Source organism: Parasporobacterium paucivorans DSM 15970 (assembly GCF_900141895.1).
In the GTDB taxonomy this organism is placed as follows: Bacteria; Bacillota; Clostridia; order Lachnospirales; family Lachnospiraceae; genus Parasporobacterium; species Parasporobacterium paucivorans.
Genome location: NZ_FQYT01000003.1, coordinates 115,552 through 139,754 on the forward strand (window position 1 = coordinate 115,552; position 24,203 = coordinate 139,754).

The 24,203-nt window shown below is 44.7% G+C and carries 18 protein-coding genes and 1 other annotated feature; of the genes, 16 read left to right on the forward strand and 2 right to left on the reverse strand.

Going from position 1 to position 24,203, the window contains the following annotated elements; translation table 11 throughout:
- The first annotated feature begins 105 nt into the window (after positions 1-105).
- Positions 106-3,219 carry an isoleucine--tRNA ligase gene (ileS, locus tag BUA79_RS01715; protein ID WP_073992632.1) on the forward strand — a complete coding sequence of 1,038 codons (3,114 nt, stop codon included), beginning with the start codon at positions 106-108 and terminating at the stop codon, positions 3,217-3,219.
- A gap of 60 nt (positions 3,220-3,279) precedes the next feature.
- Here ileS and BUA79_RS01720 read toward each other — a convergent pair whose 3' ends face one another.
- Together BUA79_RS01720 and BUA79_RS01725 are read right to left on the reverse strand one after the other, a co-directional pair.
- Positions 3,280-3,822 carry an NADH peroxidase gene (locus tag BUA79_RS01720; RefSeq protein ID WP_073992633.1) on the reverse strand — a complete coding sequence of 181 codons (543 nt, stop codon included), beginning with the start codon at positions 3,820-3,822 and terminating at the stop codon, positions 3,280-3,282.
- Positions 3,823-3,867: 45 nt separating this feature from the next.
- A complete protein-coding gene (locus BUA79_RS01725; RefSeq protein ID WP_073992634.1) occupies positions 3,868-4,281 on the reverse strand; it encodes a Fur family transcriptional regulator in 414 nt (137 codons plus the stop codon).
- A gap of 137 nt (positions 4,282-4,418) precedes the next feature.
- On the opposite strand from BUA79_RS01725, the gene glpK reads away from it, so the two are divergent.
- From glpK to rpoC, 15 genes are all read left to right on the forward strand, one after another.
- Positions 4,419-5,918, forward strand: coding sequence for a glycerol kinase GlpK (gene glpK, locus BUA79_RS01730; RefSeq protein ID WP_073992635.1), 1,500 nt, complete (start codon positions 4,419-4,421; stop codon positions 5,916-5,918).
- A 45-nt stretch (positions 5,919-5,963) separates the two neighbouring features.
- On the forward strand, positions 5,964-6,560 hold the full coding sequence (gene mobA / locus BUA79_RS01735; protein ID WP_073992636.1) for a molybdenum cofactor guanylyltransferase: 597 nt from the start codon (positions 5,964-5,966) through the stop codon (positions 6,558-6,560).
- A 139-nt stretch (positions 6,561-6,699) separates the two neighbouring features.
- Positions 6,700-8,730: a sodium-translocating pyrophosphatase gene (locus tag BUA79_RS01740; RefSeq protein WP_073992637.1), complete on the forward strand. Its 2,031-nt coding sequence runs from the start codon at positions 6,700-6,702 to the stop codon at positions 8,728-8,730.
- A gap of 249 nt (positions 8,731-8,979) precedes the next feature.
- Positions 8,980-9,993 (forward strand): rod shape-determining protein, encoded by a 1,014-nt coding sequence (gene mreB / locus BUA79_RS01745; protein ID WP_073992638.1) that lies wholly within the window; start codon positions 8,980-8,982, stop codon positions 9,991-9,993.
- A gap of 68 nt (positions 9,994-10,061) precedes the next feature.
- On the forward strand, positions 10,062-12,305 hold the full coding sequence (gene recD2, locus BUA79_RS01750; protein ID WP_073992639.1) for an SF1B family DNA helicase RecD2: 2,244 nt from the start codon (positions 10,062-10,064) through the stop codon (positions 12,303-12,305).
- Positions 12,302-13,030, forward strand: coding sequence for a ComF family protein (locus tag BUA79_RS01755; RefSeq protein WP_073992640.1), 729 nt, complete (start codon positions 12,302-12,304; stop codon positions 13,028-13,030). Before recD2 ends, BUA79_RS01755 begins: the two co-directional genes overlap by 4 nt.
- A gap of 137 nt (positions 13,031-13,167) precedes the next feature.
- Complete coding sequence (gene rpmG, locus BUA79_RS01760; RefSeq protein ID WP_143147862.1) at positions 13,168-13,317, forward strand: 50S ribosomal protein L33; 150 nt, start codon at positions 13,168-13,170, stop codon at positions 13,315-13,317.
- Between the two features lie 63 nt (positions 13,318-13,380).
- Positions 13,381-13,581: a preprotein translocase subunit SecE gene (gene secE / locus BUA79_RS01765; RefSeq protein ID WP_073992642.1), complete on the forward strand. Its 201-nt coding sequence runs from the start codon at positions 13,381-13,383 to the stop codon at positions 13,579-13,581.
- Positions 13,582-13,599: 18 nt separating this feature from the next.
- Positions 13,600-14,115, forward strand: a complete 516-nt coding sequence (gene nusG / locus BUA79_RS01770) for a transcription termination/antitermination protein NusG (protein ID WP_073992643.1) — start codon at positions 13,600-13,602, stop codon at positions 14,113-14,115.
- 62 nt (positions 14,116-14,177) lie between these two features.
- Complete coding sequence (rplK, locus tag BUA79_RS01775) at positions 14,178-14,603, forward strand: 50S ribosomal protein L11 (protein WP_073992644.1); 426 nt, start codon at positions 14,178-14,180, stop codon at positions 14,601-14,603.
- Positions 14,604-14,658: 55 nt separating this feature from the next.
- Complete coding sequence (gene rplA, locus BUA79_RS01780; RefSeq protein ID WP_073992645.1) at positions 14,659-15,357, forward strand: 50S ribosomal protein L1; 699 nt, start codon at positions 14,659-14,661, stop codon at positions 15,355-15,357.
- A 30-nt stretch (positions 15,358-15,387) separates the two neighbouring features.
- Positions 15,388-15,534, forward strand: a sequence feature (ribosomal protein L10 leader region).
- 31 nt (positions 15,535-15,565) lie between these two features.
- Positions 15,566-16,060 (forward strand): 50S ribosomal protein L10, encoded by a 495-nt coding sequence (rplJ, locus tag BUA79_RS01785; protein ID WP_073992646.1) that lies wholly within the window; start codon positions 15,566-15,568, stop codon positions 16,058-16,060.
- Positions 16,061-16,109: 49 nt separating this feature from the next.
- Entirely contained in the window at positions 16,110-16,469 is a 360-nt protein-coding gene (gene rplL, locus BUA79_RS01790; RefSeq protein WP_178138514.1) for a 50S ribosomal protein L7/L12, read from the forward strand.
- Between the two features lie 204 nt (positions 16,470-16,673).
- Entirely contained in the window at positions 16,674-20,513 is a 3,840-nt protein-coding gene (rpoB, locus tag BUA79_RS01795; protein ID WP_073992648.1) for a DNA-directed RNA polymerase subunit beta, read from the forward strand.
- An 18-nt stretch (positions 20,514-20,531) separates the two neighbouring features.
- Positions 20,532-24,170, forward strand: coding sequence for a DNA-directed RNA polymerase subunit beta' (rpoC, locus tag BUA79_RS01800; RefSeq protein ID WP_073992649.1), 3,639 nt, complete (start codon positions 20,532-20,534; stop codon positions 24,168-24,170).
- The last annotated feature ends 33 nt before the right edge of the window (positions 24,171-24,203 follow it).

Here is a 24,203-nt window from a genome sequence, read left to right on the forward strand (position 1 = left end):
AAGGAACACATATGTATGTATGGCGTAATAGGTGGTATAACGAAGAATTTATCCTTCGTCCTTTTACAGGGCGGGGGATTTTTGCTTTTTTAAGGAGGAAAAAGAATGTACGATAAAGTATCAACCAGCCTGGATTTCGTGGCAAGAGAAAAAGAAGTAGAGAAGTTCTGGAAAGAGAACCGGATTTTTGAAAAGAGCATCGAGGACAGAAAGGATGCCGAGCCATTTGTTTTTTATGAAGGGCCTCCGACGGCCAACGGAAAGCCGCATATTGGACATGTGCTGACGAGGGTCATCAAGGATCTGATCCCAAGATATAAGACGATGAAGGGATACCGGGTTCCCCGCAAGGCAGGGTGGGATACCCACGGCCTTCCAGTAGAAATCGAAGTGGAGAAACTGCTTGGGCTTGATGGGAAAGAGCAGATTGAAGAGTACGGCATGGCCCGTTTTATCGAAAAATGTAAGGAAAGCGTGTGGAAATACAAAGGGATGTGGGAGGATTTTTCTTCCGTGGTCGGATATTGGGTGGACATGGATCATCCCTACGTAACCTACGAAAACAACTACATCGAGTCGGAATGGTGGGCCCTTAAGCAAATCTGGGAAAAAGGTCTTCTGTATGAAGGACATAAAATCGTTCCTTACTGCCCTCGTTGCGGAACGCCCCTTTCCAGCCATGAGGTTGCCCAGGGATACAAGGATGTCAAGGAAAAATCAGCCATTGTAAGATTTAAAGTAAAGGGTGAGGATGCATATTTTATGGCGTGGACCACCACGCCATGGACGCTGCCTTCCAATGTTGCCCTGTGCGTCAACCCTGAAGAGACCTACGCAAAGGTAGAGCATGAGGGAAGAACCTACTACATGGCCGAGTCGCTTCTGGAGACAGTTCTGAAGGAAAACTTTAAGACGCTGGAGACCTTTAAAGGAAAAGATCTGGAATATAAGGAATATGAACCGCTGTTTGATTTCACAAATGTCAAGAAAAAGGCTTTCTATGTCACCTGTGCAGACTACGTCACCCTGACGGATGGAACAGGAATTGTCCATATAGCACCTGCCTTTGGTGAGGATGATTCCAATGTCGGAAAGAAATACGACCTTCCTCTGCTGCAGCTGGTAGACAGCAAAGGTGAAATGACGGAGGAAACCCCGTGGGCAGGCGTTTTCTGCAAGGATGCCGATGATTTCATACTTAGGGATCTTGATGAGAAGGAGATGCTTTACGAGGCACCTGAATATGAGCACAGCTACCCGCACTGCTGGAGATGTGATACTCCTCTCATTTATTATGCAAGGGAATCCTGGTTTATCGCTATGACCCAGGTCAAGGAAGACTTGATCAAAAACAACAATAAGATTAACTGGATTCCGGAAAGCATAGGCAAAGGCCGTTTCGGGGATTGGCTTGAAAACGTGCAAGACTGGGGGATCAGCCGGAACCGCTACTGGGGTACGCCGCTCAACATCTGGAAATGTGAATGCGGACATATCCATTCTATAGGAAGCATTTCGGAATTAAAGGAAATGTCCCCGAATTGTCCGGATGATATTGAGCTGCATCGTCCATATATCGACGACGTGACGATAACATGCGGGCAATGTGGAAAACAGATGAACAGGGTTCCGGAGGTGATTGACTGCTGGTTTGATTCCGGCTCCATGCCTTTTGCCCAGCATCATTATCCCTTTGAAAACCAGGAACTTTTTAAAGAGCAGTTCCCTGCGGACTTCATATCGGAAGCTGTTGACCAGACAAGAGGGTGGTTCTATTCGCTGCTTGCCATCTCCACCCTGCTGTTCAATGAACCATCCTTTAAAAATGTCATCGTGCTGGGGCATGTACAGGATGAAAACGGACAGAAGATGTCAAAATCCAAGGGGAATGCAGTAGAGCCTCTGGACGCCCTTAATCAGTTTGGGGCAGATGCAATAAGATGGTATTTTTATGTAAACAGCGCTCCATGGCTTCCGAACCGCTTCCATGACAAGGCGGTAACGGAAGGACAGCGGAAATTCCTGGGAACATTATGGAATACCTATGCATTTTATGTTCTTTATGCAAATATTGATGGGTTTGATCCCACAAAATATTCCCTGGAGTATGATAAGCTTTCTGTAATGGATAAATGGATTTTATCAAAATTGAATTCCCTGGTTGCGGATGCCGACAATAATCTGGAGAACTACAAGGTCACAGAGACGGCAAGAGCTATCCAGGAATTCGTGGATGACCTGAGCAACTGGTATGTTCGAAGATGCAGGGAGAGATTCTGGGCCAAGGGAATGGAACAGGATAAGATAAATGCATACATGACCCTGTATACAGCGCTGGTTACTGTATGCAAGGTGGCAGCTCCTATGATTCCGTTTATGACCGAAGCCATCTATCAGAACCTCGTAATCAGTGTGGATAAGGAGGCTCCGGAGAGCATCCACTTGTGTGAATTTCCATCTGCGGATGACCTGTTTATGGACAAAGAGCTGGAAGACAACATGGATTCGGTACTGGAAATCGTGGTTATGGGAAGGGCCTGCAGGAATATTTCCAACATAAAAAATCGGCAGCCTATAGCAAAAATGTATGTAAAATCGGAAAAAGCGCTGTCCGAATACTATAAAGAAATCATAGAAGAGGAATTGAATGTCAAGGAAGTGGTATTTACCGAAGACGCAAGAAACTTCACTTCCTACTCCTTCAAGCCGCAGTTAAAAACAGTGGGACCGAAGTTTGGAAAACTCCTGAATCAGATCCGTACAGCCCTCTCTGCGCTGGATGGAAATTCTGCAATGGACGAGGTGAATGAAAGCGGTAAGCTGAAACTTCTTCTGGATAGTGAAGAGATAATATTGGATAAAGAGGACCTGATTATTGATACTGCACAGGTAGAAGGATACGTTTCACAGACCAATAATAAGCTTACAGTAGCCATGGATACGAATCTCACGGAAGAATTGATAGAAGAAGGATTTGTCCGGGAAATTATCAGCAAAATCCAGACGATGCGAAAAGAAGCGGATTTTGAAGTGATGGATAAAATCAGAATTTATGTGGGAGAGAATGACCATGTGAGGGAAATTATCAAAAGGAACGAAGTGGAGATCAAAGCGGAAGTCCTGGCACAGGAGATAATTCTGGACGCCGCACCGGCAGGATATTCGAAAGAATGGAACATCAATTCCGAAGAAGTAGTTTTTGGAGTTGAGAGAATTTAACCGATTACAGAATGATAAAAAGAAGGGAGCATTTCCAGTGATGGATATGCTCCCTTGAAATTATTTGAAATATCTGCCTAAAAGACCCTGAAATGCTTTCCCATGTCTTGCTTCATCTCTTGCCATTTCATGAACCGTATCATGAATTGCATCCAGACCAGCTTCTTTAGCGCGTTTCGCAAGATCGGTCTTGCCTGCGGTGGCGCCGTTTTCAGCATCCACTCTCATTTCGAGGTTTTTCTTAGTGCTGTCTGTAATTACCTCTCCAAGCAATTCAGCAAATCTTGCAGCATGATCGGCTTCTTCGTAAGCTGCTTTTTCAAAATAAAGGCCTACTTCTGGATATCCCTCACGGAAGGCAACCCTGGACATGGCAAGGTACATGCCGACTTCACTGCACTCACCGGTAAAATTGTCTCTTAAATCCTTCTTAATATCTTCACTCACACCTGAAGCAACACCTACGACATGTTCTGCCGCCCATGTCATTTCGCCTTCCTGTTTCTTGAATTTATCCGAGCTTGCCTGGCAAATCGGACATTTCTCAGGAGCGCTGTCGCCCTCGTGTACATAACCGCATACTGAACATACAAATTTTGTCATAATAAATCCTCCTGTATTAAAATAGTAATAATTCCTGTTATTATATTACCTCTTGCTCTCCGGTTTGTCAACATATTCCTGACTGCATTTTTCACATAATCCGAAAAAATATGTGACGCTTCCCTCGATTTCTCCACAGAAGGATTTGTCAGCCAGGGTATTGATGAATGAAAGGTCAGGCATATCCATATCCATCACGCATCCGCATTTCCTACAGATAAAATGATAATGCGAATCTGTGGAGGCGTCGAAACGTTCACAGGAGTCTCCGCAGGAAATTTTCTGTATGGATCCGATGCTGGTGAGAAGAGACAGATTTCTGTATACTGTACCGAGACTGATATTTGGAAATGTCTTCCGGACATTGAGGTAGACCTCCTCGGCGGTAGGGTGGTCCTTGCGCGTCATGAGAAAATCCTTAATGGATTCTCTCTGGCGGCTGTATTTCAATTCTTTCATATAATCACCTCTTAATAATAGTAACTATTACTAGAATAAATCATTCGCGTTAAAATGTCAATATAATAGCTTCTATATTAAACAGACATAATTTGTGATATTATGTGAGAAAAAGAAGCGAAACGGGGGCAGCCAATATGGAAAAATACATTATGGCCTTAGATCAGGGGACTACAAGCTCACGATGTATCCTGTTTGACCATGAAGGCAACATTCGGAGCGAATCCCAGCGGGAGTCTACACAGATATTTCCGCAGCCGGGCTGGGTAGAACATGATCCGAAAGAAATCTGGAATTCACAGTTGGATGTAATCCGTGAGGCTGTGGCAAAAATCGGAGTGACCATGTCTGAAATTACAGCCATCGGAATTACAAATCAGCGGGAAACTACTGTGGTGTGGGATAAGGCCACGGGAGAGCCTGTCTATAACGCAATTGTATGGCAATGCCGCCGGACGGCGGGTATGATTGAAGAATTGAAAGCGGACGGCTTTGACAAATACATAAGGGAAAAAACAGGACTCATTGCAGATGCTTATTTTTCGGCCACTAAAATCAAATGGATATTGGAAAATGTAGAAGGAACCAGAGAGAGAGCAGAGAAGGGGGAGCTTCTTTTTGGTACGATTGACACCTGGCTTTTATGGAACCTGACGGGGGGAGAAACCTTTTTCACAGACTACACAAATGCATCGAGAACCATGTTGTTTGATATACAGAATCTTTGCTGGGACAAAACCATTCTGAACAAGCTGAATATTCCTGAATGTATGCTTCCGCAGGTGAAGCCTTCCAGCGGGCTGTTCGGTATGACCGATGAAAAGATTACCGATGTACCGGTTCCTGTAAGCGGGATTGCGGGAGACCAGCAGGCAGCGTTGTTCGGACAATGCTGTTTCCGTCCCGGAAGTGTAAAGAATACATATGGGACGGGATGTTTCCTTCTTATGAATACCGGAAGAAAAATCATACAATCCGAACATGGTCTGATTTCCACAATCGCAGCATCGCTTGGACCGGAAGTGGAGTATGCCTTGGAAGGAAGCGTATTTGTTGCCGGGGCTGCCATACAATGGCTGCGGGATGAAATGGGCCTGATTGAAAGCTCTTCGGAATCGGAGAAGCTCGCTTTAAAGGTGAAAGATACCAATGGTGTATATGTTGTTCCTTCCTTTACTGGAATGGGAGCTCCTTACTGGGTGCAGAACGCCAGAGGAGCCATATTCGGAATCAGCCGGGGAGCAACGAAGGCCCACATTGTCCGGGCAACCCTGGAATCCCTTGCGTATCAGACCTATGATGTCTTAAAGGCTATGGAACTGGATTCAGGAATCGACCTGAAGGAACTGAAAGTCGACGGTGGCGCCTGCGCCAATAATTTCCTCATGCAGTTCCAGGCAGATATATTGGGCTGCGGGGTGTTAAGACCAAGAATCATTGAGACTACAGCATTGGGGGCTGCCTACCTGGCAGGGCTTGCGTCCGGATATTGGAAAGACAGAGAAGAACTTCTGAAAAATCAGGTGGTAGACAGCTGTTTTACCGCCCATATGCCTCGGGAAGAAGCAGAAAAGAAGCTGTTCGGGTGGAACAGGGCTGTTGCCAGTGCCATAAGCTGGGCATTTGAAAATGAATAAGGCTGTGTTATAATTATAGGCAGTGAAAATGCGGGAGGTGTTGATGTGAACCAGGCAATTGTTATTTTGACGGGTGGAAAGAGCAGCCGGATGGGAACGGATAAAGGTCTTCTTACCATTAATGGGCACACCTTTATTGAGGAGCTGTATGATAAATTCAGCCCGAATTTTGAAAATGTGATTTTGTCCGTGGACAAGAAACCAAAGTATGCAGGGCTGAACCTAGACTTAGTGGAGATAGAGGACATAGTCGATTGCGCTGGCCCAATGGGAGGATTATATTCCATATTCAAGCAGACGGATTATTCGGAAATCTTTGTTGTGAGCGTGGATACACCGTTCGTATCCGTACGGGCAGCCCTTGCCCTGATTGATCTGAGCAGCGGACATGATATCTGTATCATGGAGAATGCCGATTCGAGACTGGAGCCGCTTTTCGGCGTTTACAGACGAAGCTGTCTTAACCAGATTGAGAAACTTCTAAATCAGGGGGATCACAGCATGACAAAATTATGCAGAAACTGTGATGTCAAAATCATCCCACAGAACAGTCTCGAATATCTGGTAACGGAAAAAATGGATGACTGTTTGGTGAACCTGAACACAAAGACGGAATACACGAAATATGTAAAAAAACAATAAAAAACACATGTCCGTTTTGGCTATTGTGATGGTAGATTCTGGTTGACAATTTCAAATTATGTCTTATTATAGATATAGTGTGGAATTTTAGATAAGATTTACAAACAAAATAACATGTTGAATGAAGGAGAGAATCGTAATGGAGTACATTTTTGCAATCGTTGCCACAGTGGTGGCATTGTTACTTGCACTTGTATTTGCCACAAAGAACAGCCGCGTGAGCATTCAGAATGACAGGGTCAAGGAATTGTCCGGATTTGTCAGAGATGGGGCAATGGCGTTCTTGTCGAGGGAATATAAGGTAGTTGCAATTTTCGTCATAGTAATGGCAATCATTTTGTCAGTAATTCCAAGCATGGGATGGAAGACTATGCTTGCATTTGTTTCAGGTGCTGTACTTTCAATACTTGCCGGTAATATCGGCATGAGGGCAGCGACAAAAGCCAATGCCCGTACAGTAGAGGCGGCACAGAAGAGCGAAAGAAACGCTCTTACCATAGCATATGGCGGCGGAGCCGTAATGGGACTCAGCGTTGTAGGTCTTGGACTTCTGGGCGTCACAATTATCTATTTAGTGTTCAAGGATGTGACCATCCTTACCGGATTCAGTCTTGGAGCCAGCTCCATCGCCCTGTTCGCCAGAGTTGGTGGTGGTATCTATACCAAAGCTGCCGATGTAGGTGCTGACCTCGTAGGCAAGGTTGAAGCGGGAATTCCGGAAGATGATCCGAGAAACCCAGCAGTAATTGCAGACAATGTTGGTGACAACGTTGGTGACGTTGCCGGAATGGGTGCGGATCTTTTCGAGTCTTATGTAGGAGCCATTATTTCATCCCTCGTTCTTGCTGTTGCTGCCGGCGGAACCGGAATATTTGCGAGTGTTGCGTCAGAAAGTCTCGTTTCGTTCGTTATGATGGTAGCTACAACCGGTATTGTAGCTGCGATTATAGGTATCCTCTGTGTATTTGTCATTAAAAATGCTCCTGCACAGGTTACTCTGATGCTTGGAACATATATCAGTATGGTTATCCTGCTGGTTGTATCTTTCGTCTTATGCCTGAACATGCTTGGCACTCTCCGTCCTTTTTGGGCGATTGCAACGGGTGTTGTTGCCGGGTTGGTAATTGGTTTTGTTACGGAAAGATATACTTCCGGAGAGTTTAAACATGTTAAGCTGATCGTTGAACAGAGCAAGACCGGTTCTGCGACAAATATCCTCGCAGGCCTTTCACTGGGAATGAGAAGCACAGGAATTCCCGTTATTATCATCGCAATCGCAGTTATCATCGCCTTCTATACTTCTGGAATGTTCGGAATCGCACTTTCAGCTGTGGGTATGCTTGCGACAGTTGGTGCAGTTATTGCAGTTGACTCCTATGGACCGATTGCCGATAATGCAGGCGGTCTTGCAGAAATGGCAGGCCTTCCTCATGAAGTGCGTGAAATTACAGATAAGCTTGACTCTATTGGAAACACCACTGCAGCAGTTGGAAAAGGTTTCTCTATCGGCTCTGCAGCTCTTACAGCTCTTGCCTTGTTTGTCTCTTTTGCAACAGCCGCAGGAATCGACCTGCAAACAGGAGTCAACGTACTCGACGCCCGTGTAATTGCAGGTATGTTTATCGGCGGTATGCTGGTTATGCTTTTTGGAGCGCTCACCATTGATGCGGTTTCTAAAGCAGCCGGAGAAATGATAGAAGAAGTTCGCCGTCAGTTCAGAGAAATCCCAGGCCTTCTTGCCGGAGATCCAAGTGCAAAAGCCGATTATACAAGATGCGTTGATATTTCAACGGCAGCAGCTTTGAAACAGATGGTTGTACCAGGCCTTCTTGCCATAGTATGCCCACTGCTTGTAGGTTTTGTCCTCGGAGTAGACGCGCTGATCGGTCTTCTGATCGGAGCGACCGTAGTAGGTGTCGTAAATGCCATCCAGATGGCAAACAGCGGCGGTGCATGGGATAATGCGAAGAAATCTATTGAATCAATGGAAAATGGAAAAGGAACACCTCTTCATGCGGCGGCCGTAGTTGGCGATACCGTAGGAGATCCCCTCAAGGATACTTCCGGCCCATCCCTTAACATCCTGATCAAGCTTATGAGTATCGTTGCCCTGGTATTTGCTCCGGTATTTGTTCAGGTAGGTTCACTGCTGGATCTTTTTATTAAATAGTTTGAATTGATTATATAGTGCATACGAAAAAGCCCTTGAGCGTTTATTGCTTGAGGGCTTTTATTATTTGCAAAAAATTTTTGTGGATAATCTATTGGTTTTAAAGTATAATAAAAATTACGCTATGAAAATGTGAATACATGATTTTGCCAATGACAGTCTTTGGGAAGGAAAGCGCAGCAATGCCAGACCTTGCGGACCAGGGAGACTTTAGGCGTGTTATTTGTTAATAGATGAAAGGAGATTTACATGTTAGGTGCAGATATTGGAATCGATTTAGGAACTGCAAGTGTACTTGTTTATGTTAAGGGAAAAGGTGTGGTATTAAAGGAACCTTCAGTGGTTGCTTTTGACAGGGATACCAATAAGATAAAGGCAATCGGTGAGGAAGCCAGGCTGATGATCGGAAGGACCCCCGGGAATATTATCGCGGTCAGACCACTCAGGCAGGGTGTTATCTCGGACTATACTGTTACAGAGAAAATGCTTAAATATTTCATACAGAAAGCAATTGGAAAAAGGACATTCAAGAAACCCCTTATCAGCGTATGCGTTCCCAGCGGTGTAACAGAAGTTGAAAAGAAAGCTGTTGAAGATGCAACTTACCAGGCAGGTGCAAGAGAAGTTACAATTATTGAGGAACCCATTGCAGCAGCCATTGGAGCGGGGATAGATATATTTAAGCCGTGCGGAAATATGATTGTTGATATCGGGGGAGGAACAACCGATATCGCTGTTATTTCACTCGGAGGAACCGTGGTCAGCACGTCTGTAAAGATCGCCGGCGATGACTTTGATGAAGCGATTGTCAGATATATGCGTAAAAAACACAACCTTCTGATTGGAGAAAGAACTGCAGAAGACATCAAGATAAACATCGGTTCAGCTTTCAGAAGGGCAGAGCCTGTATCCATGGAAGTAAGAGGACGAAATCTCGTATCCGGACTTCCCAGAACAGTCACTGTCACTTCGGAAGAAACCGAAGAGGCCTTGAGGGAAGCGACAGCCCAGATAGTGGAAGCAATTCACAGTGTGCTGGAGAGAACCCCGCCGGAACTGGCTGCGGATATTGCAGACCGCGGAATAGTGTTGACCGGAGGCGGCTGTCTTCTTCATGGACTGGAAGAACTGATAGAGGATAAAATCGGCATTTCCACCATGACGGCAGATGATCCGTTGACGGCTGTTGCCGTGGGAACGGGAAAGTTCATAGAGTATGCCAGTGAAACAAGGACGGCAAAGCGCGGCTTGTTTGATAAATAATAAGTAATGTATTCAGGCATCTGTGAAAACGCAGATGCCTGAATTGTTTCCGGCGGACGGGAGAGGGTATGGAAACCGTAAAGGGATATATTGAAAAAATTGTATACAGGAATGCAGACAATGGGTACACGGTGCTTTCTTTATCGATGTCAGGAGAGGATTCCTTTGAGGATGAAATTACATGTGTCGGATATTTTGCGGCTGTCGATGAGGGAGAGTTTATTGAGGCCTCGGGCGAATTCAGCAACCACAGCCTATATGGCGAGCAGTTAAATGTGGATTCGTATTCTGTCAAGAGTCCGGATGATATCGATTCCATACGCAAATATCTGGGAGCCGGAAGCATAAAAGGCTTGGGAGAAGCTCTGGCGGACAGGATTGTCAGAAAATTCGGTCTGGAAACCTTTGAAATCATGGAAAAACAGCCGGAAAGGCTGGCGGAAGTCAAGGGAATCAGCACTCGTAAAGCCATGGAAATCGCGGATCAGGTGGAAGAGAAAAAAGACCTGCGCCAGGCCATGATTTTCTTGCAGAAATATGGGGTCTCCCTGAGCATGGCAGTAAAAATATACGAACAGTACGGATCGGGGCTGTATGCAGTAATCAGAGATAATCCCTATAAAATGGCGGATGAAATAGCCGGTATCGGATTTAAGGCCGCGGATGAAATAGCCAAAAAAGTCGGAATCCAGACGGATTCCCATTACCGTATCAAAAGCGGGATTCTGTATGTGCTTTTACAGGCTTCCTCAAACGGGGATGTTTATCTTCCTATGGAAGACCTGACTATCAGGGCAAAACAGCTCCTGGAAGTTGAGTCCGGAGAGTTTGAAAAAAACATTATGGACCTGATTCTGGATAAACGAATCATCGTGAGGGATGAGGACAGAAAAGCCTATGTCAGCAATTACTACTATACAGAGCTGAATTCTGCAAAAATGCTGCATGATCTCAATGTTTCAGAAGGTAAGGGACAGGAAAAAACAGAAGATTATATTTCGAAGATAGAAAAAGACACCGGAATCACCTTGGATGAACTGCAAAAGACGGCAGTCATGGAAGCTGCACACAATGGGTTTCTTGTGATAACGGGTGGACCCGGAACGGGAAAGACCACAACTATAAATGCAATCATCAAGTACTTTTCTATGACGAACCATGAGATTCTGCTGGCCGCTCCCACAGGCCGTGCAGCGAAAAGGATGACGGAGGCAACAGGGCTGGAGGCACAGACGATTCACAGGCTGCTTGAGATTTCCGGAAACCTGGGAGATTCGTCCTACGCGGCACGCTTTGAGCGGAATGAAGAAAATCCTCTGGAGGCGGACGTGGTAATAATCGATGAGGCGTCCATGGTGGATATGTTCCTGATGCACGCTCTTCTGAAAGCAGTTACGGTTGGAACCAGGCTTATTCTGGTGGGAGACGTGAATCAGCTCCCTTCTGTGGGTCCTGGAAATGTACTGCAGGATATACTGGAATGCGGATGCTTCAAGGTGGTGAGGCTGACGAAGATATTCAGACAGGCTCAGGAAAGCGATATCGTATTAAATGCCCACAAAATAAACTGCGGGGAAAAGCTGGATCTGAAGAAGCCCAGCAAGGATTTCCTGTTCATTAAAAGGGAAGATTCCAATAAAATTATCGCGGCAATGCTCACGCTAATCCTGAAGAAGCTGCCGGAATATGTAGAATGCGATGTGGCAGATATTCAAGTTCTTACTCCGATGCGTAAGGGAATGCTCGGTGTCGAACGCCTCAACAAAATACTGCAGGACTACTTGAATCCGAAGGATGTATCCAAAAGAGAAAAGGAATTTCAGGGAATCGTCTTCCGGGAGGGAGATAAGGTGATGCAGATCAAGAATAATTACCAGCTGGAGTGGGAAATGAGCAACCGTTACGGAGTAACTGTTAAGAGGGGGATGGGCATTTTTAATGGGGATATGGGCATTATCCGGACTGTGAACACTTACGCGGAAGTTATGGAAGTCGAATTTGACGAAGGCCGTCTGGTCTCCTACAGCTTCAGGCAGCTGGACGAGCTGGAACCGGCTTATGCCATAACAATACATAAAGCACAGGGCAGCGAATATCCCGCAGTTGTGGTGCCGGTCCTGACGGGACCAAGGATGCTCATGAATCGGAATATATTATATACGGCGGTCACACGGGCCAAAAAATGTGTCTGTCTGTTGGGAGACGAAGAAACCATCTGGCAGATGACAGATAATAAAAGTGAACAGATCCGGTATTCCGGACTTGGAGAGAGGCTGAAGGAACTTAAAGAAGGAGTGGGACAGCCGCTATGAAAAGAAAGACAAACCTCCTCAGGGATAATTTGCTGAACATCCTGTATCCGCGAAGATGCGCAATCTGTGGCAGGATAGTAATTCCCGAAAGGGACAGAGTGTGCCCTGAATGCAGAAAGATTCTCCCATATATCGAGGAACCGGCCTGTAAAAAGTGCGGAAAGGGAATTGAGGATGCTTCCAGTGAATACTGTCACGACTGTGTGAAAAAAAAGCATTATTTCGAACAGGGAGCTGCATTGTTTGAGCACGACAAAAACATCCGCCATTCCCTATATGAATTTAAATACAAAAATAAAAGAGAATACGCTGATTTTTATGCAGAAGAGCTGGTCAAAAAGTTCGAACAGACCATTAAAATATGGGGAGCTCAAGCCCTGATTCCTGTTCCTCTTCATCAGAAAAAAATGCTTACAAGAGGCTTTAACCAGTCGGAAATCCTGGCAGGCAGAATCAGTGCGCTGACGGGAGTGCCGGTGGACGCAGGCTATCTGAAGCGAATAAGAAATACAGATGCCCAGAAGGAATTGGGGAAAGCCCAGAGGGCCCGTAACCTTGAAAAGGCATTCGCCGTAACCGATAGTACTGGCAGATATGAGAGGGTGCTTCTTGTTGATGATATCTACACAACGGGATCGACCGTGGACGCCTGCGCCAGAGCATTAAATGAGGCAGGTGTTAAAAGCGTGTACTTTATTACTGTGAGTATTGGTGAAGGATTATAAGAAAAAAAATATTGACGGACGATATCTGTTATGATATATTGTATTGGCAATGAAAGAAGTCTTTTTTTTTATGCCCAAAAAAACAGAATATTCAAGGGTATATTTGCTCATACTGATGATAAGTGGAGGTGGAAGTAGTGCGCGTAAAGATAACATTAGCATGTACAGAGTGTAAGCAACGCAATTACAATACAACGAAAGAGAAAAAGGCTCATCCTGAAAGAGTCGAAACCAAGAAGTATTGTAGATTTTGCCAGACTCATACATTACACAAGGAAACAAAATAATTACAGTAAGACACTTCATTAGGTCGTTAGGCTGTCACGAAAGTGAAAAAGGAGAGTTTTAATATGGGAGAAACTGCAGCTGAAAAGAAGGGAATCAAAACATGGTTCCGTGGTCTTAAAGTTGAATTCAAGAAAATTATCTGGCCTGACAAAAGATCTGCAGCAAAACAAACGGTAGCTGTAATAGCTATATCTGTGGTACTCGGTGCAGTAATCAAGGTCCTGGATATGCTTATTCAGGTGGGTATGAAATTTATAGCATAGCTAAGGCAGGGTGAGAATATGGCAGAAGCACATTGGTATGTTGTGCATACTTATTCGGGGTATGAGAATAAAGTAAAGGCAAACATAGAAAAAACAATTGAAAACAGAAGACTACAAGATCAGATTCTGGAAGTTACGGTTCCCATGCAGGATGTAACTGAAGTTAAGAACGGAGTGAGAAAGCAGGTTCAGAAGAAACGCTTTCCCGGATATGTTCTTATTAACATGGTAATGAATGATGATACCTGGTATGTTGTCCGCAACACAAGAGGTGTTACGGGATTTGTCGGCCCGGGATCTAAACCGGTTCCTCTGACAGAGGCTGAAATGAAGCCTTTGGGCATCAAATTGGAAGAATTGGTTCTGGATTTCGAAGTGGGTGATGCCGTAACGGTAACCAGCGGTGCCTGGGAAGGCACAGTGGGTGTTATTCGTGGCATCAATCCGGGTAAACAGAGCCTTACCATTAATGTTGATATGTTTGGCAGGGAGACACCTGTCGAAATTAGCTTCACGGAAATCAAAAAAATGTAACGAATCTAACTGTATAGATCGTGGGAGGGATTCCCGATAACACCACATAGGAGGTGCCAATTATGGCTAAAAAGATTAATGGATTTATCAAATTGCAGATACCTGCTGGAAAGGCAACACCGGCTCCACCAGTAGGACCCGCACTCGGACAGCACGGCGTTAATATCGTTCAGTTCACAAAAGAATTCAACGCAAGAACGGCCGATCAGGAAGGAATGATCATTCCTGTAGTCATCACCGTGTACGGCGACAGAAGCTTTAGCTTCATTACTAAAACTCCACCGGCAGCAGTTCTGCTTAAGAAAGCCTGCAAGATTGAATCCGGTTCAGCGACCCCGAACAAGACAAAGGTTGCTACCATTTCAATGGCAGAAGTTCAGAAAATCGCAGAGCTTAAAATGCCAGATTTAAACGCAGGATCCGTTGAAACTGCAACGAGCATGATTGCTGGAACTGCAAGAAGTATGGGCATTACCGTAACAGAATAATTACAATAGAAAAATGTGGGAGGCTCAACCGATAATACCACAAGGAGGTCATTTAATGAAAAGAGGAAAAAGATATCAAGAGGCTGCGAAAAACGTAGACCGTACAAATCTTTACGATTCAACTGAAGCTATGTCTCTCGTGAAAAAGACAGCAGTTGCAAAGTTTGATGAAACTGTTGAGGCACATATAAGAACAGGTTGTGACGGACGCCATGCAGAGCAGCAGATTCGTGGAGCAGTAGTACTGCCTCATGGAACTGGCAAAAAAGTCAGAATCCTTGTTTTCGCAAAAGGCGATAAAGCAGCAGAAGCACAGGCTGCCGGAGCAGATTTTGTTGGGGCTGAGGACCTTATTCCGAAGATCCAGAACGAAAACTGGTTTGAATTCGATGTAGTAGTTGCCACACCTGATATGATGGGTGTTGTAGGTAGACTCGGACGTGTACTTGGACCAAAAGGCCTTATGCCTAACCCAAAAGCAGGTACCGTAACTACAGATGTTACAAAAGCGGTTGCAGACATCAAAGCTGGTAAGATTGAATACAGACTTGATAAGACAAACATCATCCATGTTCCAATTGGAAAGGCTTCTTTTGCAGAAGCTATGCTGGAAGAAAACTTCAAAACACTTATGGATGCAGTTATTAAAGCAAAACCAAGCGCCTTAAAGGGACAGTACATCAAGAGCATCACTGTAACTTCCACAATGGGACCTGGCATCAAGCTTAATGTAGCAAAAATCATGAATGCATAATAAGAATTGACATAAATGGAATTCTATGATAGAATTCCGATGAATTAGCCGGAGACAGCAGGCGCGTTGCGTAAAGAAATTATTTTCTGCCTGCCGAGGATTATAAATGTTTGCTTAGTTATTGAGTAGAACGTATAGCCCTCCTGCATTTTTCGGGAGGGCTTTTAATTTACTTCGGCATCAAATAAAAAAAGGAGGCACAAGGTTCATGGCAAAAGTAGAAATTAAAAAAGTGGTAGTAGACGAAATTGCTGAATTGCTCAATGGAGCGAAAGCAGCTGTACTGGTTGACTATCGTGGACTTACTGCAGAGCAGGAAACCAAACTCCGCAAACAGTTAAGAGAAGCAAATGTTGTTTTTAAAGTATACAAAAACACATTAATCAATCTTGCTGTTCAGGGAACTGAGTTTGAAAAACTGGCTGCTGATTTAGAAGGACCTACAGCTATCGCCGTTTCAAAGGAAGATGCTACGGTACCTGCAAAAATCCTGTTCGGCTTCACAAAAGAAGCGCCAATACTCGAACTGAAATCAGGCGTTGTTGAAGGCGAATACTACGGTAAAGACGCTATAAAGGTAATCGCAACGATTCCTTCAAGAGACGAACTTATTGCAAAGTTCCTCGGAAGCATTCAGTCACCGATCACAAACTTTGCACGCGTTATCAAACAGATTGCAGAGAAAAACGAAACAGCAGCATAAAATGTGCCGCATAGCTATCTTAAATTAAAAAATAATGGAGGAAAATAATATGACAACCCAGGAAATTATTGAAGTAATCAAAGGATTATCCGTATTAGAATTAAATGAATTAGTTAAAGCATGTGAAGAAGAATTTGGCGTTTCTGCAGCAGCAGGCGTAGTAGTTGCAGCAGCAGCTGCTGAAGCAGAGGAAGAAAAAACTGAATTTGATGTTGAGTTAACAGAAGTTGGACCAAACAAGGTTAAAATCATCAAAGTTGTTCGTGACGTTACCGGACTGGGATTAAAAGAAGCTAAAGACTTAGTTGATAACGCTCCTAAAATCCTCAAAGAAGCTGCTTCAAAAGCAGAAGCTGACGAAATTGCAGCAAAAGTTGAAGCTGAAGGCGGAAAAGTTACACTTAAATAATTGTGGCACATTGCATAAAAAAGGGGCTTCAAAGGCCCCTTTTTTTGTATGTTGACAAATTCAGTTTATATTGACACATTAAAATCCATGTGATACGATGGATGGTGCACTATTATGGCGAATCGCAGGTTGCGGTCACCATATGGCAATTAGCGTATAGATTTGATACTGCTATTATAATACAAACCAAGGGGTGGAATGTCAATGGAGAAAAACAGGATACATCCGGTCAAGGCAGGAAAAGGCATCCGAATGAGTTATTCCAAACAGAAGGAAGTACTCGAAATGCCGAATTTAATTGAGGTACAGAAAGAATCGTACCAATGGTTTCTTGAGGAAGGACTCAAAGAGGTTTTTGAAGATATCTCTCCAATCGAAGACTACAGTGAACATTTAAGCTTGGAATTTACTGACTTCCATTTATGCGAAGACGATCTAAAATATTCAATTGATGAGTGCAAAGAATGTGACGCAACATATGCAGCTCCTTTGAAAGTCAAGGTTCGCCTCCACAATAAAGAAACTGGAGAGATCAGCGAACATGAAATTTTCATGGGAGATTTGCCGTTAATGACGGCAACGGGAACATTTATTATAAATGGAGCAGAAAGGGTTATCGTAAGCCAGTTGGTCAGATCGCCCGGAATCTACTACTCTGTGGCCCACGATAAAGTGGGTAAAAATCTTTATTCTTCTACTGTTATCCCTAACAGGGGTGCGTGGCTGGAATATGAAACGGACTCAAACGATATCTTTTATGCACGTGTAGACAGAACGAGGAAAGTGCCGGTAACTGTATTGGTTAGGGCGCTCGGTTATGGCACAAACACGGAAATCGTTGAATTGTTTGGGGAAGAACCGAAACTTCTGGCAACCTTTTCCAAAGACCCTTCCCAGTCATATCAGGAAGGTCTTCTGGAGCTTTACAAGAAAATACGCCCAGGCGAGCCTCTGCAGATCGAAAATGCAGAGAATTTAGTGACCAGCATGTTTTTTGATGCCAGAAGGTATGACCTTGCAAAAGTCGGAAGATATAAATTCAACAAAAAATTAGCATATAAAAACAGAATTCGCGGACACATACTGGCGGAAGACGTGATTGACGTAAATACCGGTGAAGTGCTGGCGGAAGCGGGCACAAAAGTCTCGGAAGAGCTGGCAATCCAGATTCAGGATGCCGGAATTCCTTACGTTCTGATTCAGTCCGAAGAGAGAAATGTAAAAGTCCTGTCGAATATGATGGTTGACATAAATAAATACGTAGATTTTCCGACAAGACATCTTGGTGTTACTGAGAATGTATTCTATCCGGTTCTGACGGAAATTCTGGAGAGCTGTGAATCCAGGGAAGAATTGGAAGAGGCGATCCGCAGAAGAATAGCAGACCTGATTCCTAAGCATATTACAAAACAGGATATTATTGGTTCCATTAATTACAACATGAACCTGGAAGCCGGAATCGGCAATGCAGATGATATTGACCACCTTGGAAACAGAAGGATAAGGGCTGTCGGCGAATTGCTTCAGAACCAGTACCGTATTGGCCTTTCCAGAATGGAAAGAGTTGTCAGGGAAAGAATGACCACCCAGGACATCGATTCCATTTCCCCGCAGTCTCTGATTAACATTAAACCTGTAACGGCTGCAGTGAAGGAGTTCTTCGGAAGTTCCCAGCTGTCTCAGTTTATGGATCAGAATAATCCGCTGGGTGAACTTACACATAAAAGACGTTTGTCTGCCCTGGGCCCTGGTGGTCTTTCCAGAGACCGTGCAGGTTTCGAGGTTCGAGACGTTCATTATACACATTACGGCAGAATGTGCCCAATCGAAACACCCGAAGGTCCGAACATTGGACTGATCAACTCCCTCGCTTCCTATGCAAGGATTAATGAATATGGGTTTATTGAGGCGCCATATCGAAAAGTGGATAAATCCGATCTGGAAAACCCTGTGGTAACGGACGAAGTTGTCTATATGACGGCAGATGAAGAGGATGCATATGTTGTAGCCCAGGCGAATGAGCTGCTGGATGAGCAGGGTCATTTCCTCAGCAAAAATATTTCCGGACGTTACCGTGATGAAACATCCGAATATGATAAACACAGCGTGGATTACATGGATGTATCTCCTAAAATGGTATTTTCCGTGGCAACATCCATGATACCGTTCCTTGAAAATGATGATGCAAACCGTGCCCTTATGGGATCCAACATGCAGCGTCAGGCTGTCCCTCTCCTTACTACAGAAGCACCAGTAGTGGGAACCGGAATGGAAGGCAAAGCGGCTGTTGACTCGGGCATATGTCTGATTGCGAAAAAAGCAGGTGTCGTGGAAAATGTCAGTGCCAGGGAAATCACATTAAGGTATGATGATGAAACGGCAGAGTCCTATAAACTTACTAAATTTTCAAGAAGTAACCAGAGCAACTGCTACAACCAGCGTCCTATCGTTTTCAAAGGCGAGCGCGTTGAAGCAGGAGATGTAATCGCGGATGGTGCTTCTACCTCCCAGGGTGAAATTGCTCTTGGAAAGAACCCTCTTGTCGGCTTTATGACTTGGGAAGGCTATAACTATGAAGATGCTGTTCTGTTAAGTGAGCGTCTTGTTGAGGAAGATGTTTATACATCTGTCCATATAGAAGAATATGAATCCGAATCCCGTGATACAAAGCTGGGACCGGAAGAAATTACCCGTGACGTTCCGGGAGTTGGTGACGATGCCCTCAAAGATCTTGATGAGAGAGGAATCATCCGAATCGGCGCGGAGGTCAGAGCGGGAGATATACTGGTAGGTAAAGTGACTCCTAAGGGAGAAACTGAACTTACACCGGAAGAAAGACTGCTCCGTGCGATCTTTGGCGAAAAAGCAAGAGAAGTAAGAGATACATCCCTCAAAGTTCCACATGGTCAATATGGAATTGTTGTTGACGCGAAGGTATTCACCAGGGAAAATGGCGATGAGCTTTCACCGGGAGTGAATAAATCTGTCAGAATTTATATTGCACAGAAAAGAAAAATATCCGTTGGAGATAAAATGGCGGGACGCCATGGAAACAAGGGTGTTGTCTCCCGTATACTTCCTATGGAGGATATGCCTTTCCTGCCAAATGGCAGACCGCTGGATATCGTTCTGAATCCATTGGGAGTACCTTCCCGTATGAATATCGGACAGGTTCTGGAAACGCATTTAAGTCTGGCGGCGACCGCATTAGGATTTAAGATTTCCACTCCCGTTTTCGATGGAGCGGATGAGTTCGACATCATGGACACACTGGATCTGGCTAATGACTATGTAAATTCAGAATGGTCTGATTTCGAAGCAAAATACAAGGATTCTGTGGATCCGACAATTATTGACTATCTGCATGAGAATCAGGACCACAGGAAAGAGTGGAAGGACGTGCCTATTTCCAGAGATGGGAAGGTGTGGCTCAGGGACGGAAGGACTGGAGAGACATTTGATAATCCGGTTACTATCGGACATATGTACTATCTTAAACTTCATCACCTGGTTGACGACAAAATCCATGCCCGTTCAACCGGACCATATTCCCTGGTTACACAGCAGCCGCTGGGAGGAAAGGCACAGTTTGGTGGGCAGAGATTCGGAGAGATGGAAGTATGGGCGCTTGAGGCATATGGTGCTGCCTATACTCTTCAGGAAATCCTGACTGTAAAATCGGATGATGTCATCGGGCGTGTGAAGACTTATGAAGCCATCATTAAGGGTGAGAATATTCCTGAACCTGGAGTGCCTGAATCTTTCAAAGTATTATTGAAGGAGCTGCAGGCTCTGGCCCTGGACGTAAGAGTGTTGCGTGAGGATGACACGGAAGTGGAAATGAATGAGTACATTGACGAGGCAGACGATGCAAATAATGAATTAAAGAAAGCCCTGATTGATACAAACTATGTTGGCAAGGAGGATCTGGCAGCCGCTGGTTATCAGGAGAAGATTGTCGAAGACGGAGAATTTGTGGATTTAGAAGACGAAACCGAAGATGACGATTCTGACTTCAGCGACACTGACTATTCTGAAGAATAATAGAAGGGAGTACCATACATGCAAATTCAAGAAGCCAACAGAGAAGCAACTCAGTCCATGTCCTTTGATAAGATCAAGATTGGTTTAGCTTCTCCTGAAATAATCAGGGAATGGTCAAGGGGCGAGGTAAAGAAACCGGAAACCATAAACTATAGAACCTTAAAGCCTGAAAAGGACGGCCTGTTCTGTGAAAGAATATTCGGACCAAGTAAGGATTGGGAGTGCCATTGCGGTAAATATAAGAAAATCAGATATAAGGGCGTAGTCTGCGACCGATGCGGAGTCGAAGTTACAAAGTCCAGCGTACGAAGAGATCGAATGGGATCCATCGAACTGGCAGCTCCTGTTTCACACATCTGGTATTTCAAAGGAATCCCCAGCCGTATGGGACTAATGCTGGATATATCTCCAAGAACACTGGAGAAGGTACTGTATTTTGCGTCCTATATAGTTCTGGATGCAGGACTTACCGATCTTCAGTATAAACAGGTTCTCTCCGAGAAGGAATACAGGGAAGCCTATGACAAATGGAGTACCGGATTCCGTGCAGGGATGGGGGCGGAAGCAGTCGATGAGCTGCTTGCGACAATTGACCTGGAAAAGGAGTCTGTGGAATTAAAAAGAGATCTGAAAGATTCCACCGGACAAAAAAGAGCAAGAATCATCAAGAGGCTGGAGGTAGTTGAAGCATTCCGTTCTTCTGGAAACAAACCGGAATGGATGGTGCTTAAGGTCATACCTGTTATCCCTCCTGATTTGAGACCTATGGTTCAGTTGGACGGCGGACGTTTTGCGACATCGGACCTGAATGATTTATATAGAAGAATCATCAACAGAAACAACCGTTTAAAGCGACTTTTAGAGCTGGGCGCTCCTGAAATCATTGTTAGAAATGAGAAAAGAATGCTCCAGGAAGCGGTTGACGCCCTGATAGACAATGGAAGACGCGGACGTCCCGTAACCGGACCTGGCAACCGTGCACTGAAGTCCCTTTCAGACATGCTGAAAGGGAAACAGGGAAGATTCCGTCAGAACCTGCTCGGAAAACGTGTCGATTATTCCGGACGTTCCGTAATCGTTGTTGGACCTGAGTTGAAGATCTACCAGTGTGGCCTTCCAAAAGAAATGGCTATTGAGTTGTTCAAACCTTTTGTTATGAAAGAGCTTGTGGCAAACGGAACAGCACATAACATCAAGAATGCCAAAAAAATGGTAGAGAAAATGCAGAATGAAGTATGGGATGTCCTGGAGGATGTAATTAAAGAACATCCTGTTATGCTGAACCGTGCACCGACCCTTCACAGACTGGGTATCCAGGCATTTGAACCTGTACTGGTAGAAGGTAAGGCTATCAAGCTGCATCCGCTGGTTTGTACTGCATACAATGCCGATTTTGATGGCGATCAGATGGCTGTCCATCTCCCACTGTCCGTTGAAGCGCAGGCAGAATGCAGATTTCTTCTGCTTTCACCAAACAATCTGCTGAAACCTTCGGACGGAGCACCGGTGGCCGTTCCATCCCAGGATATGGTTCTTGGTATCTATTACCTGACCCAGCAGAGAGATGGAGACATGGGCGAGGGCAAGGTATTCAAGAACTCAAACGAAGCCATTCTTGCGTACGAAAACCAGGTAATCTCCCTTCATGCCAAAATCAAGGTTGGAGTTACCAAAACAACACATGATGGAAGAATTGTCAAAGGGATAGAAGAAGCAACCCTTGGAAGATTTCTGTTTAATGAAATTCTGCCCCAGGATCTGGGAATCGTGGAAAGAAAGACAGATGAAGATCTTATCAAGCTGGAAGTGAATTATCTGGTTGCTAAAAAAGAACTGAAGAAAATATTGGAAAGGGTCATCAACACACATGGCTCAACCAAGACGGCAGAAGTGCTGGATGATATCAAGAGCATAGGCTATAAATACTCTACCAAAGCAGCCATGACCGTTTCAGTTTCTGACATGACTGTACCTGCCGATAAGAAAGAGATCATCACTGAAGCAGAGCAGACAGTTGAAATGATTGCCAAAAACTATAAACGAGGCTTTATAACGGATGAAGAGAGATATAACGAAGTTATCAGCACCTGGAAAGAGGCTGATGACAGGGTTACCGCTTCCCTTATGAAAACTTTGGACAAATACAATAATATATTCATGATGGCCCATTCTGGAGCCCGTGGTTCTGACAAGCAGATCAAACAGCTTGCCGGAATGCGTGGACTTATGGCAAATACAGCTGGACATACAATCGAACTTCCTATTAAATCCAACTTCCGAGAAGGACTTGATGTACTGGAATACTTTATTTCAGCCCATGGAGCCAGAAAAGGTCTTTCCGATACGGCATTAAGAACAGCCGATTCCGGATACCTGACAAGAAGGCTCGTAGACGTATCCCAGGATCTCATTATCCGAGAAACGGACTGTTTTGAAGGTAAAGAAGAGATTCCGTTCATGGAGATCAAAGCATTTGTAGATGGCGAAGCAGAAATCGAAGGTCTGGAAGAAAGAATTACCGGAAGATATGCTGCTGAAACCATTGAAGATCCTGAAACGGGTGAAATCATTGTGGAGAAGAACCAGATGATTACACGCAAGAGGGCAGCTATGGTAATCAAGACTGGTAAGGATTCCGTTAAGATCCGTACAGTTCTTACCTGTAAATCCCACGTGGGAATATGTGCAAAATGTTACGGAACCAATCTTGCAACCGGTCAGGCCGTACAGGTTGGTGAAGCAGTCGGAATCATTGCGGCACAGTCTATCGGCGAGCCGGGAACACAGCTCACAATGCGTACATTCCATACAGGTGGTGTTGCCGGAGATGATATCACACAGGGTCTTCCCCGTGTCGAGGAGCTCTTCGAGGCAAGAAAACCGAAAGGACTTGCCATCATCGCGGATTTTGCGGGCAAACTTGAAATTAAGAACACAAAGAAAAAACGTGAAATAATCATTACAGATTATGAAACGGGAAATACTAAGACGTACCTAATACCTTATGGTTCCAGAATCAGAGTTCAGGACGGACAGATGCTTGAAGCCGGAGATGAGCTGACAGAGGGAAGCGTAAATCCGCATGATATCCTTAAGATTAAGGGAGTACGTGCCGTGCAGGATTACATGATTCAGGAAGTACAGAACGTATACAGACTGCAGGGTGTTGAGATTAACGATAAACATATCGAGGTTATCGTAAGGCAGATGCTCAAAAAGGTCAAGGTTGAAGAAGGCGGAGATTCCGAGTACCTGCCGGGAGCGTCCGTAGATGTCCTTGACTTCAACGAAGCCAATGATAAGATAGAGTCAGAAGGACTCGAACCGGCACAAGGCAAGAGAACCATGCTGGGAATCACGAAGGCATCTCTTGCAACGAATTCATTCCTGTCGGCGGCATCTTTCCAGGAGACAACGAAGGTGCTCACTGAAGCTGCCATCAACGGCAAAGTGGATCCACTGATCGGTCTTAAGGAAAACGTAATCATCGGTAAGCTGATTCCGGCAGGAACGGGTATGAAACGATACCGTTCGGTTATCCTGGATACAGATGAAAGCGAGATTTCTGGAGACGAAGAGATTTTGATTTCAGAAGATTTTGATGACGATGATGCACTGACGATAAAAATGGACGAAATAGAAATCACAGAAGAGTAAGGCAAAAAAATGCACGGGGTACGAACCCCGTGC